Here is a 12,452-nt window from a genome sequence, read left to right as displayed (position 1 = left end):
CTCACTTTGCAGCCAGTTGTGCCGATGAATATTCCAAATCTGCTTACCGTTCTTCGCGTCCTGCTCATTCCGATCTTCATTTTGCTGTTCTATGTTCCGTATCACTGGAGCTATATCGCAGCGAGCAGTGTCTTCGCCATCGCCGCGGCCACTGACTGGCTGGACGGTTACCTGGCCCGTCGCCTGCAGCAGAGCACGCCGTTCGGCGCCTTCCTCGACCCGGTAGCCGACAAGCTGATGGTCGCCGTGGCCCTGGTATTGCTGGTGCAAGTGCACGCCAACTTCTGGCTGACCCTGCCGGCGGCGGTGATCATCGGCCGCGAGATCGTGGTCTCGGCCCTGCGCGAGTGGATGGCCGAGCTGGGGGCGAGGGCGCACGTCGCGGTGTCGAACCTGGGCAAGTGGAAGACCGCGGCGCAGATGCTCGCCCTGGTGATTTTGCTGGCCAACCCGCCGGTGCTGACGTTCTGGGTGATTTTGGGCTACGCCTTGCTGATGATCTCGGCCGGCCTGACCCTGTGGTCGATGGTGCACTACCTGCGCGCCGCCTGGCCGCACCTGCGCGAAGGCTCGGAGCAGAAATAAAGCTTTTTTGAATCAAGGGCTTGACGAGATTTATTGAATCGTTACAATAGCCCCCATCACGACGCGGGAATAGCTCAGTTGGTAGAGCACGACCTTGCCAAGGTCGGGGTCGCGAGTTCGAGTCTCGTTTCCCGCTCCAAATATGGCGCTTCAGCATTCAGCAGAGTGCTGTAGTGATAGAAAAAAGGCCCTTAGGGGCCTTTTTTCGTTTCTGCGCAAAAGCACTGACATCCAGTGCAGGCCAGTACGTTCAAGTCTCGTTGTTTCAGTTGCATTTCCCTGGCATGGGTACTCATTGCTGGCCACGGTTACGTCGCCCCTTCGGGACGCCACGGCTCAGTGACACCCCGTTGGTTGTCGCCCCATGCGTACTGCAGGCGTACGGTAATGATCGTGTGAACTGACGCCGGGCACGCTGAAACACGTTGGCTTACTCCGCTCGGCATCCAGAGGCGAACGGCCATGCTGGTAGGTTTACTTGTTAATTAACAAGTAGCCCTCGGTCCACCGGATGTCCATGTTTTCAATTTTCTTTAGCGCTGTAATTTGTCCATCTTTCAAGTTTAGGTGGTCGTAGAGGATGTTATAAGCAAATACCCCGTTTGCACATTTGTTTTCTGGCTGGTATTTGTCTTTTGAACTGTCATTCTTGATGGCGTCTTCAATGTATTTGTAACTCTCGCAGCTGTGCGTAATTCCATGTTTTAATGTCTGTCGGGTTGGTGTGTCATTGTTGAAAAAGTTGAGTGTGTAGTAAAGTGCGCTCAAGCCGATGAAGTGGGTGTGACTGAAGTCGTTTGAGTTGACAATGTGTTCGAGCTTCTGGATTTCAGATTTGCCATTAGTCGCAATGGCTTTGTCATAAGTACTGTCGCACGCGGTGAAGTTAAATGAGCCTGGCGTGGATAAGCCCTCGGGGTAGCAACTCTGATCTTGCTGTTGTACCCTGTCCATAGCAAGTCTGGCCTCATTAGCACCCAGGCCAAGCAGGCTTTCACTCACAATATGATAGGTTTGTTTATTCCACTGTACAGTATGGGTGGTGTCAGTCTGCGGATCGTTGCTGGCAAAAGTAATCTGGCTTGAGGCTCCGCCCATCTCAATTATCCCTAGGGTCTTGTCAGACCCTGTAAGTCCTATTAAGTAATTAAGGTGTACCCAAGCGAATGCCCCTTCTTCCCATCCTTCAATCGTACGCACCTGACCTGTCATTAATCCCTTGCCATGGATTGCCTCGTTGACAGACTGATAAATAGATAGTTGCTGAGATGGAGACAACTCGCGCATGCCTGCTGTTCCGAGAACGCTCACGAGGACATTGTTTTTTTCCAGGGTATATCCTTTGTCATCGGCGAGCTTAATCAATGCGTCAAGCAAAGGGCTTATGAGCTGGGTGTCTGCATTTTCAGGAAAATTCACATGGCTGGCCAATGGGTTTTTGGTGCTGTTTTCCACAATGGGGGTAATCGTATCGGAGGATAATTTATAAAGAATTCCGCGGGTCTTGCTACTTCCGGCGTCAACGACAATTTGCCATGTCTCTGAACGCGCTTCTGCGTTAATGTTTTCTACCATCGTGCCGAAAACGCACAGTGCTAGAATAATGTTTTTCAGGGTGCTAACGCGGTAGGGTAAAGACAAGGCAAGTGCTCCATGGATAGTGGGAGTGAAAAAATACAATTCATGGCTTCAGAGGTGGTTGTAATAATTACTCTCTATGCTAAGCGTTACTGACAGCCTGAGGTGACGCCAGCATTGGGATGGGCCTTTGCATTGTTGATCTATAGTGTCGGCAAAGCTACTGGCAAAAATGATAGGTATCGATGATGTGTTGTGTGGTGATAGGGTCATGTATTCAGCATGGGAGTCTCCCCTGTTTTTGGTGAAATACACGACGGGTTCGCTCTGAACAACTGAATGCACTGGTTCGCCAAGGGGGCAGAACCAGGTCTGTACTATCAGCAACTGCACCTGTTGCAGGCAGCGCGACTCACGCTTTCATGCCGACAGAGAACTATCAATTTTGTCAGTAGACAGCTGCTGCTTCGCGTAAGTAGTGTCTATGCCAATGTCGTTGGATCGGAAAATGTGAGCAGGTATGGCTGCGGGTTAACGGGTTGGACGTTTGTTACATTGGGGGCATCAATGGGCGACGATGAAATCAGAGGCTTATACGAACGTCTCAGCCAGAACCGTTCTGGCGTTCCTTCATTTGACGGGGTGCTGGAGGAACTGAAGCAATTTGGATTTCCTTTGCAGGAGATGGATGAAGGTGGCGTAAGGGTGATTCTGTTAAATGCTCTGCAGGCTGCTAGGCGGGTATGCCGCTGTCTTGACTATCAGGAGTAGGTACGGGCGGATAGCAACGTCCAATGGCGTTGGCTCATGAACATATCATCAGGCAGATAGCGTTTACTGGTGCGCTGTCTGGTTCTGAACTTTTGAGCGATGAGGTGAGTAGCGCATGAACAATTTGAACTTGGCTCGCCTGAATCTGTATCGCACTCGTGAGCGCATCCAAATTGAGCTTGAGGTCGGCGAAACGGTGGAAGGGCTGCTCAAGTCGATCGACTGGAAGCACAAGACGATCAGGATCCATCGTCCCAAGCCTGGCGTAGATTGGGTACTCCAGTTCTCTGACGTTCAAACAATAGCGCCGCATTCTTGCGAAGCGACAGAATTGGACGAAGATTATTGGGGGCTTTCCTGTTTGTAGCCTTTGCCAGGCGCAAGCGGCGGTTAATGCCTGCTGATGATCTGACCATCCGTATCTACCGCGATACGGTCCATCTTTCTCTGAATGTCCTTCACGATTTCACCGATCTTGTTCGCTTCCTGCGCGTGTCTTTTGGCTGCCAACAGGGTAAGAGGTGCGACGGGGTGAAATCTGAAGGGGCGAGGGCGTGGGACATCGTGGCTTTGCTTAATGCTTTCAGCCAAGGCTCTGGCGCGTCACTCAACGACATGACACTGGCAAGGCTGGCCGGTCGCCTGGACATATTTTCTTGCGAATTAGGTGCTTGGTAACCTGAAAATCCAGTCGGGCCAAGGCAGCGGTCGATCAACCAATTCAGCGATTCCCGGGATGTCCTTGGCAGAGTGATTAAGCAACTGCTCAATAGCCCGAGCCTGTTGGACATCGAGCTGAAAGCGACGCTGGTCAAGCCTCCCCGGAAGGGGGGGCGAGGATTTGCTCCAGCGTGCGTTGCAGGACGCGCCGGGGCGGGCACTCGGCATCAGCAGGGACCGAAGCTAGGCAGGAACAGAACAAGCCTCGTCATGCGCCGCGCGCGGATTGAGCCGTACCCGCAGGGTTAGGCGACTGTCATTTTTGTCAGTATCGGCAAATCGTTGAGCGCCGTATCGTTCCGGGTGTCACGACAGTTCAGGGTGGTTCCAGAGCTGGACACTTGGAGATGAGACTCGATGGACTTGATTGCTTTGCCCGCCAGCACAAAGGATCGAGTGACTGTCGGTGTTGACTCTATGGTCGAGAGGATGGCGGTCCAGCGTCCCTATTTTGCATTCGACACCCTCTACCAGACGGCAGACGCTGATTGGGACATCTGGGGAAATTTCAAACCTGAGCAGCCCCTCGGTGCTGAGGCGGGACCTCTAACCCTGTCCGAATGCATTCGTCACCTGTCCACGCTCGGCGCTTGCGCGGCAGCCCTGGTCCAACATCCGGATGAGCGTATCCATTATTTGGCTGATCATGCGATCTGGACGATGCACAGGGCTGGGCTGAATACAGATCGAGCCATGCTGTTTGCTGCACGTGCACGGGTGTCAGCACGCTCCGGTAAGCGCGTAGAGGCAAACGCCGAACTGCTCACGGCGGGTGGGGTCAGTGCCGATCTCACCGTCAGCTACCAAGCTTTACCTGCGCAAGTCTTCGATCTCGCATTTGCCGACCATGGCAATGCCGGTTGTTCTCCAGCAACGCGTTCGCCATACCGGCGAATGTTTCCATTGCTCGTGCTTTCGCTCAAGCGTCATGCGATCACTGCTTGCAGCGTGGATTACTCGGCAGAACGTTGTGCCGGCCATTTTCCGGACCACCCGATGTGGCCTGTGTCAGTCGTCCTGTCCGGGCTATGCGAAGTGATGTCGCAGTTGTTGGCCCATGAGTTCCAACGTTCCGTGGAATACACGGTGATGCATGCCGAGATGCGCGCATTACGCCTGGTGGCGGCCTCAGAGCAGTTGCTGTTCAGTGCCACGCTGATGTCCGTGTCGCTTGAAGGACGGGTGTACAGCATGAGCTGTAGCGCCACTCACGGCAGAGCGGTTGTTGTCATGTTGGATGCGGTGGTGGTGATTCGTCGGGATTGAGTTCGCCGGGCGGCGCTAGCAGCACAGAAAGCGGAGGTCGGCAGCCATTATCCAGCAGCTGGAAGCTCCTGCACCAGCAGCTCCATTCTGTACCGCGCGCGGATCGCGATGGACGTTGATGGACAACCATTGATTTTTATGGAATCGAGCACCCCGACAAAACCTTCATCGGCAAGGTCGAGAAAGGCTTTGACTGGATGGGGTTTGTTTTTACGGCTGAGGGGTGCGCCGCCGTGGCACCGCGCGCATTCACCCAGCATGCCCTGAAACTCCGCCGGCTTTACGAGAGCGCGCGACACCCAGATCTCGCCAGAGGGAAGTGTCGCATGGCGGAATATCGCGCACGGTGGGCCGCCTGGGTAAAGTCAGGCGCTCCGTGCGACACGCGAGTTGCGGGATTGGTTACGGCTGCGCGAGATGGTGAGCCGAATACTTGGCACCAGGCACGGCACGCTTCCCTCCTACTGATTCGTATTCACGTTCGTGGGAGTTGCGTTCGCCTTTATAATCTCTGGAGTCGTTGACCCCGCTTGCGCCGGGTCGTTCACCTCAGTGACGGTGACCACGATAGTATCGAATCCCTCGTCCCCATACTGGCGTTCTTTCTCCAGCCAATCGCAGATTGCCTTGCGGATATCCGCCGCCATCGTAGGTACTTGCTTCAATCTGTTCTCGCATTGTACTTTATACTCCGCCTCGTCCAGATCCGTCTTCCTGGAATAAATGCCGTATTTCCAGCCCGCAATGCTCTGCACTAATTTTTCTGTAACATTCCAGTCAATGTAGGGTGGCAGCCCTTTTATCGTAATAGTCAGCATCTTGTCACCTTTGCAGGTTAATGAATGTTCCCGTGTATCAGTACAGTTCACAGTGAACTCATCCAGAACTTACTGGCCGCTGTCAGAAATACTAGTTTTCTAGATCATTACGAAATATAAAATCGCCATTAAAATTCCAATCTCTCTCGGGCACTACGTCGCCGAGAGAAGAAATGGTTTTATCGCGGCGGATGGCTGAGCGCGGTGTATCTGGAGTCGACAGGGTACTGTGGCGATAATGCCTGGAAGGCGATGAAGCGTTTGCGCAAACAAGAGCAACCGCTCAATGAACTGCAGACGAAGCGTTTTCAGCAGGCTGTTCGGGAGGTGTCCGAGGCAGTAAATGCCACGGGCGAAGCGAAGAAGGTGACGGTGTCCTATCTCTTCAAGTCAGGCAGCGGTACGCCTCAGGTGACGATGATCAAAGGTTCGGGCAAGCTGGAGATCCGGGCGCCGATTGAGTTTCCGCTTCTGGACGCTCAAAAGCTGGTTGGGATGTGCGGGTCAAGGCCCTGTAGTTGATGCACCTGTCGATCGCCTGGCTTCGCCAAACGCTCCACGCAGCCTCCCAGCCCGACTCATGAGTCGCAACAGGGATGATCACCAGTTGATTGCAGGCACGCGATCGAAGGTCCCCACGAAAGCTGCTTGCAATGTCACCAGGAATCACCGCGTCGCGACCACCCAGCAGATGGCGCTGGGGCAATGATTTCAGGCGGTCCCGATAGACCATCGGGTCCAGCGAACCGTTCAGGGGCGACAAGCCTTTGAGCTGTACCCATAAGCCTGGATCAAGATTGCCGGCGATGGTCTGGATCTGCGTGACATCGTCCCGTTGCCCGGCCAGCAGCACCGCCAACGCCGCGCCACCTGAATACCCCACCAACTCGAACTCGCGATTGCCAACGCGCTGCTTGAGCCGGTCCAGCGCCTGGCTGAGACTGCTGACCACTTCCTGGGAGAAGCGTCGATCAGTCCACAGCGCAGAGCTACAGCCTGCTGCGGTGACGAACTGGCAAGGCCGTGCGAGGTAGGCATTCGGGGTCGGATCCTCAAGCGCCAGTCGCGCCACCAGCAGGTTGCGCGGGCTTGGGTCGAGGCTCGGCTGGCTGGCCGTGGCCCAGGCATGGCCGTCGCCTTCCAGGTACACCCGCAGACGCTCGGTTGCACGCTGGTCAGGTGGTGCCAGCATGGCGAGCGGGAACGGCTGCCCCGGCACAACCTCCAGGTGTCGACCGTGCTGTTCAGCCAGTTGTTGCAGCGCTTGATAGGGGGATTGGCAGGCACAGAGAAGGGCGCTGGCCAGCAGCGCCCCCACGGTTCGCCAGACGCCGGCCCACGGGCGTGGGCCGGCAAGACGTTTGCTCATCAGAAGTCGTAACGCACTTTCGCCGAGAACACGTCGGCATCGAAGCCGGACTTGCCGATGTAGTCGTAGTTGACGCCCAAGGTCACCGCGCCCAGTTTGTAGTCGGCACCCACGCCGGCTTCATAGCTGTCACGCGCCGCCTTGGCACCGCTGGTCACGAACGGTGTGCTGCCGAGGAGGAAGGTCGAGGTGCTTTTCGCTTCGTCGGCGGCGAAGTCGTGATACGCCATCAGCTTGGCTTGCGGCTCCAGGGTACCGGCGCCCAGGGCCATGCTGCCGGCCACGCGCAGGCCTGCACCCAGTTCGATGGCTTCGTAACGCTGGTCTTCAACTTTCAGCGCTGCCGAAGAGCCTTTTTCACGGTAGCCGTCGATGTTCACCAGGCTGTAGCGGGCCGCCAGGCGCGGCTCGACCAGTACCTGCGGGTTGATGTGGTAGGTGTAGCCACCGATCAGGTTCAGGCCCAGCAGGTCGCTGTCATAGTCGGCCTTGGCTTGCGTGCCGGCAATGCTGCGCTTGCTCTGGTTGTCGTTGAAGCCGTAGGTCAGGCTGGCATCGACGAAGTAGTTGCCGTGCTCGAACCCGCCGTAGAGGGTAAAGGCATGGCTGTCGACTTCGGTCTGGTTGCCGCTTTTGCCGTTCACGTCGGTGTTGATGAAGCTGTACGCCAGGCCCAGGGTCAGGTTGTCGTTGAGCTTGCCATCGGCACCCACGGCGATACCGCGGCTGTAGGCGTTATAACCGGCAACGCCGTCACGCAGGTCCTGGCTGGCGTCGCTGTACAGCGACTGCACCCAGACACCGGCTTCCTTGAAGCCCTCGCCCGAGGAGGCGCCGCGCAGCGAACTGGTGCGGCTGCCGGTGACGTTGCTCACCAGGTTCTGGCTGGTGGTGGCGGCCTGGGTGGCGCCGCCATTGGTTTCCGGGGTCAGTTCCGAGGCCAGCTTGGCGACCTGGGCTTCGTCGGCGTTGAGCAGGGCCTGCTTGAACGGGTCGTTACTGGCCAGCTTGCCGATCATGCCGTCGGCGGTCAGGCTGCCCAGGGCTTTCTGGCTGTTGGCCGAACCACCCTGGTTGGTGATGATCTGCTCGACTTCTTCCTTGCCCTTGCCGGTGACCACGGCCACCACCTGATTGTTGTCGACGGTGAAGCTGTCGACCTTGAGCAGCGCCGAGCTGCTGACCAGGTTGAGTTTGCCGTTCGGGTCGACGCTTTCGCCGTCGGCGGCCAGCAGTTCGATCTGGCCGGCTTCGAGCAGTTTGTAGGTGCTGCCATTGGCGTTGAAGTCTTCGCCTTTGGCCGCCAGTTGCACCTGGGCGCCCTGGCCGAACTGGGTGGTGCCGCTGACCTTGAGCACAGCCGTGTTGGCGTCGGTGGCGCTGCTCAGGTTCAGGCCCAGGGCCGAATTGCCGGCGACGTACAGGTTGCCGTCGATGCTGGTGTGCGGGGCTTCGAAGGTCAGGGTGGTTTTCAGGTTGTCGCTGACGCTGCCGACATCGATCCAGCCGCCGTCCTTCATACGAATGTTGGCGCCGTCAGCGCGGCTGTCGGTACCGGTGAACGAGGTGTCGCCTTCGATTTCGATGTTGCTCAGGTCGATCAGGTTACCGACGATCACGCTGCCTTTGCGCAGGATCAGCTCGACCGGGCGGTTGCTTTCCGAGGCGTCGATGGCCTCGTCGGCAGAAATGATCGAACCGCTGTTGAAGATGTTGAAATCGCCTTCTTCTTTGTACCAGGGCTGGGCGCCCGGGCTGTCGAAGTCGCTGAAGCCGATGGCGATGGCGGCGTCTTCGGCACGGATGGTGCCGGTGTTGACCAGGTGGTTGTTCATACCGGTGAAGCTGGCGCCGTCGATGCGGATGCCCTCGGCATCGTCGCCGCTGGCAATGATGGTGCCGTGGTTCTCGATGCCGGCCAGGTCGACCATGTCGGTGTACGCGCCCGAGCCGCTGGTGGTGGCGTCGATGGCGGTGGCGCCTGCGCCGGTGACTTCGATCAGGCCGCGGTTGATGACCTTGCCGACGATCTCGCCGCCTTCAAGGTTGATGCCTTTGGCATCTTCACCCTTGGCGATGATCTTGCCGCCGGCGGCATTGAGCAGGTCGCCCTTGATCACCGAAGAGCCGGAGAAATCCACGGCGCGGGCGACATCGCGGCCGCCGTCGTCGTTCAGTGGTGCACCTTCTGCGTAGAGCAGGCCTTCGTTGATGACGCTGCCGCCGATCTTCGCCGGGTCGATCATCAGCGCGTTGGCACCACCGCCGATGGCCGAAATGCTGCCCTTGTTGATCACGTCGCCGCCAACGCTGTTGGCGACCCACGGCTGCGTGCCTTCCCACACGTCCATGTCGACGCCGCCGGCGAAGTTGCCGGTGCTGTTGATGGTGGCGTTGAGAATCAGGTCTTTCTCGATGCTCGAGCCATTGAGCTCGATGGCATCTTCGTCGCTGCCGCCGGTATAGGCGCCGTTGATCTCGAGATTGCCGCTGTAGCGCTGGTGCTCGCTTTTAAAACCGGCGTTGGTCAGCTGGACAGTTTCAGCGAGGGCGGGCAAGGCAGTGGCGGTTACGGCCAGGGCGAGCAGGGTCTTGCGGAACATCACGGGGTTCACGGTTCATTCCTTTAACGGTGTTTTGTGTGCTTCGCTTGCGTGCGGGCTGGACCTTGCAGCGACAAAAAAAGGCGGGGCCACGCAGAAGGGCGCGGCGATGGTAAATGAGTTGACATCAAAATGATATCACTGGCGTGTGCAACCGCTATTTGACCCGAAACGGTTGAGCCGCCATGAACGCCACCGGCAGCAGCGGCGCGGCGAGGATCATCAGCACGCCGTCAGCAGTGACGGTGACCGGCGTCAGCAGTACCTGAGTGACCTTGCTCTTTTTTCGGTAGGCCGAAACCTGAAGGGGATAGGTGCTGTTCAGCGTACTGCCCTGAAGGGCGCTGATGTCCTTGCTGGACTTGAAGCGGCTGCCTTGAATTTTGTAGCGATGCAGCAGGGCGTCCTGTTGCGCCGATGCCACGAAGCCCAGCGCTTTTGCCTCGTTGACCTCGCCTGCTGCAAGTTGCCCCAGCCCGGGGATCTTCAGTTCGAATTCGCCGTCCAGGGTTTCATACATGCTGACGTGGACCGGCAGAAACTCGGCCTGCATCTTGGCATGCAGCCCTGAGCGAATCGCCTGCAATAGCTCGGGTTCGACCAGGATGAAGTAGTGGTACTTTTTGCCCAGCACCACAAAGCTCTTCTGGTCAGCCGTCACATAGAGCTGGCCTACCTGCTCTGTATAGACTTCGTCGCTGGCCCGCGGCTCATACAGCTCGCTGGTCAGGCAGCCACTGATGCTGGCGAGGGTCAGTGCAGACACTGCCAGCAGTGTGGCCCTGAGCAATCTTGGCCGGGGCGAGGTCTTTTGCATGTTTGATCCAATCCATGGAGGGGCGGTGGTGGATCATAACCTGCAAGTGGTGTGATAGCGCTGAAGAAGCGGCGTAAGCCGATCAACCCGGCGAGCCCGCTACAACAGCGGGCCCGCCGGACGTGTCAGAGCTTGGGCAGTTGTCCCACACGCCCCATCATTTCCGTTACGACCTGCAGGTCCAGAAGGAACTGCTCCACCGTCTTGAACTCGTTGTCGTTATGCCCGGTGTACTTGACGTCGGGCATGGCCAGGCCGAACTGCACGCCGTTGGGCAGTTCATGCACCGAGGTCGCGCCGGCGGAGGTGCCGAACTCCTGCTTCATCCCCAGGTTTTCGCTGGCGACTGCGAGCAGCGCCTTGACCCATTCACCCTCGGGGTTGCGGTACATCGGTTCGGCGATCGAGTAGTCGAAGGTCGGTGTGATGCGGCTCTGCTTGCTCCACGCGTCCAGCTTGCCGGCGATTTCGCTTTTCAGGGCTTCCGGGCTCTTACCCTTAGGCACACGCAGGTTGACGGCCAGTTTCAAGGCCTTGTCGTCCAGGCCGACGTAGGTCAGCGAGGTGGTCAGCGGGCCCATGAACTTGTCCGAGAAACCGACACCCAGTTTGCCGCCCAGGTAGTCCAGGCCCCAGTTGTCGGCGGCGTAGCGGGCGGCGTCGGTGATGTGGTTGTGCTTGAGCGCGACCTTGCCGTCGAGGCTGTTGATAAAGTCGAGCATCCGCGCCACCGGGTTGACCCCGGACTCAGGTTCAGAGGAGTGCGCCGAGACGCCGGTGACGGTCAGTTTGACGTCCTTGCCATCGACCTTGGCGCTGACCTCGAAGTTGCCGCCATTGGCCTTGGCATACTCAGCGCCGGCTTTTTGCAGGGTGGCAGCCAGCTCGGCGGGCTTGTCGGTCACCAGGGTCGCCACCGAGGTCGAAGGGATCTGGTTGGTGGCCAGGCCGCCGGTCAGGGTGGTGATTTCAGCGCCTTGGCCATCGCCTGCGCGCCGGGCAAAGCTGGCCATGACCGTGCCGTAGCCTTTCTCGGCAATCACCACCGGGTAGCCACCGTCCAGTGCCAGGTTGTAATTAGGCGTCGGGTTGCGCTCGAAGTAGTAGGGGATGGCGTCGCCGGTGGTCTCTTCGGTGGTGTCGACCAGCAGCTTGAAGTTGCGTGCCAGCGGCAGCTTCTCTTCCTTGATGATTTTCATGGCGTACATCGCCACGACGATACCGTTCTTGTCGTCTTCGGTGCCGCGACCGTACATGCGGTCGCCAACCAGGGTGACCTTGAACGGGTCGAGACGGGTGCCGTCCTTGAGTACCCAGTTCTCCGGCGTCACCGGCACCACGTCGGCGTGGGCGTGAATACCGACCACTTCATCGCCTTGGCCTTCCAGGGAAATTTCATAGACACGGTTGTCGATGTTGCGAAAGTTCAGGTTGAAGGCCTGGGCCAGGCTCTTGATCTTCTCGGCGATCTTGATGAATTCGGGGTTGTCGTGCTGATCGACGCCGTCGACGCGGAAGGTCGGAATAGCCACCAGTTCACGCAGGGTCTGGGTGGCCGCATCGCCGTACTTCAGCCGGGCATAGATCCCCAGCAGGCGATGGATTTCGTTCTGCTGTTCAGCCGTCAGCTGCTTGTTGGCCAGGAAGGCGGCGATGCTCTGGTCGAGCTTGTCGGCCTTGCCGAGTTCGCTTTTCGCCACACTGGCCAGGAACTGGCGGAAATCCTTGACCGAAGCGTCGCTGAAGCTCTTGAGAATGGCCGCGCTCTGCTGTGGGGTGATGTTGGCATAGGCAGGCGAGGTGATCGATGCCAGGCCAGCGAGCATCAGGGTGGCCGCAGCCAGTTTTTTCAGGGCGAAGTTCATTGCGGGGGGCATTCCTTTGCAGGCAAATGATGAGAAAGGATGGGTGCAACAAAACATTTC

12 protein-coding genes and 1 tRNA gene are annotated in these 12,452 nt (G+C 57.9%); 6 read left to right on the top strand and 7 right to left on the bottom strand.

Features of this window, described 5'->3' with window-relative positions; translation table 11 throughout:
• Positions 1–24: 24 nt before the first annotated feature.
• Positions 25–585: a CDP-diacylglycerol--glycerol-3-phosphate 3-phosphatidyltransferase gene (gene pgsA, locus CCOS864_RS15595; protein WP_010221879.1), complete on the top strand. Its 561-nt coding sequence runs from the start codon at positions 25–27 to the stop codon at positions 583–585.
• Positions 586–648: 63 nt separating this feature from the next.
• A tRNA-Gly gene (locus CCOS864_RS15590) sits at positions 649–724 on the top strand.
• Positions 725–1,059: 335 nt separating this feature from the next.
• Here the strand turns inward: CCOS864_RS15590 and CCOS864_RS15585 are convergent.
• Positions 1,060–2,226: an acetate and sugar kinases/Hsc70/actin family protein gene (locus CCOS864_RS15585; protein WP_244211928.1), complete on the bottom strand. Its 1,167-nt coding sequence runs from the start codon at positions 2,224–2,226 to the stop codon at positions 1,060–1,062.
• Positions 2,227–2,502: 276 nt separating this feature from the next.
• On the opposite strand from CCOS864_RS15585, the gene CCOS864_RS28325 reads away from it, so the two are divergent.
• The 4 genes from CCOS864_RS28325 to CCOS864_RS15570 all read left to right on the top strand — a co-directional run bounded on the left by CCOS864_RS28325 (position 2,503) and on the right by CCOS864_RS15570 (position 4,920).
• Complete coding sequence (locus tag CCOS864_RS28325; RefSeq protein WP_208644383.1) at positions 2,503–2,934, top strand: hypothetical protein; 432 nt, start codon at positions 2,503–2,505, stop codon at positions 2,932–2,934.
• Positions 2,935–3,049: 115 nt separating this feature from the next.
• On the top strand, positions 3,050–3,301 hold the full coding sequence (locus CCOS864_RS15580; protein WP_115087168.1) for a hypothetical protein: 252 nt from the start codon (positions 3,050–3,052) through the stop codon (positions 3,299–3,301).
• A 26-nt stretch (positions 3,302–3,327) separates the two neighbouring features.
• Entirely contained in the window at positions 3,328–3,612 is a 285-nt protein-coding gene (locus CCOS864_RS15575; protein WP_115087167.1) for a hypothetical protein, read from the top strand.
• A 399-nt stretch (positions 3,613–4,011) separates the two neighbouring features.
• On the top strand, positions 4,012–4,920 hold the full coding sequence (locus CCOS864_RS15570) for a hypothetical protein (RefSeq protein WP_115087166.1): 909 nt from the start codon (positions 4,012–4,014) through the stop codon (positions 4,918–4,920).
• 47 nt (positions 4,921–4,967) lie between these two features.
• Here CCOS864_RS15570 and CCOS864_RS28055 read toward each other — a convergent pair whose 3' ends face one another.
• From CCOS864_RS28055 to CCOS864_RS15545, 6 genes are all read right to left on the bottom strand, one after another.
• Positions 4,968–5,180 (bottom strand): hypothetical protein, encoded by a 213-nt coding sequence (locus tag CCOS864_RS28055; RefSeq protein ID WP_134063097.1) that lies wholly within the window; start codon positions 5,178–5,180, stop codon positions 4,968–4,970.
• Between the two features lie 201 nt (positions 5,181–5,381).
• Positions 5,382–5,738, bottom strand: a complete 357-nt coding sequence (locus tag CCOS864_RS15565; RefSeq protein ID WP_115087165.1) for a hypothetical protein — start codon at positions 5,736–5,738, stop codon at positions 5,382–5,384.
• A gap of 421 nt (positions 5,739–6,159) precedes the next feature.
• Complete coding sequence (locus CCOS864_RS15560; RefSeq protein WP_415842534.1) at positions 6,160–7,110, bottom strand: alpha/beta hydrolase; 951 nt, start codon at positions 7,108–7,110, stop codon at positions 6,160–6,162.
• Positions 7,107–9,710: an autotransporter family protein gene (locus tag CCOS864_RS15555; protein WP_115087164.1), complete on the bottom strand. Its 2,604-nt coding sequence runs from the start codon at positions 9,708–9,710 to the stop codon at positions 7,107–7,109. The genes CCOS864_RS15560 and CCOS864_RS15555 overlap by 4 nt, the downstream gene beginning before the upstream one ends.
• A 157-nt stretch (positions 9,711–9,867) precedes the next feature.
• Positions 9,868–10,527, bottom strand: a complete 660-nt coding sequence (locus tag CCOS864_RS15550) for a hypothetical protein (protein ID WP_233674288.1) — start codon at positions 10,525–10,527, stop codon at positions 9,868–9,870.
• Positions 10,528–10,652: 125 nt separating this feature from the next.
• On the bottom strand, positions 10,653–12,392 hold the full coding sequence (locus tag CCOS864_RS15545; RefSeq protein ID WP_115087163.1) for a dipeptidase: 1,740 nt from the start codon (positions 12,390–12,392) through the stop codon (positions 10,653–10,655).
• Between the last annotated feature and the right edge of the window lie 60 nt (positions 12,393–12,452).

It is taken from the genome of Pseudomonas wadenswilerensis (assembly GCF_900497695.1).
Lineage (GTDB): Bacteria > Pseudomonadota > Gammaproteobacteria > Pseudomonadales > Pseudomonadaceae > Aquipseudomonas > Aquipseudomonas wadenswilerensis.
Note: the sequence above shows the minus strand (reverse complement) of the source record. Positions and strands in the feature narration are given on the sequence as shown.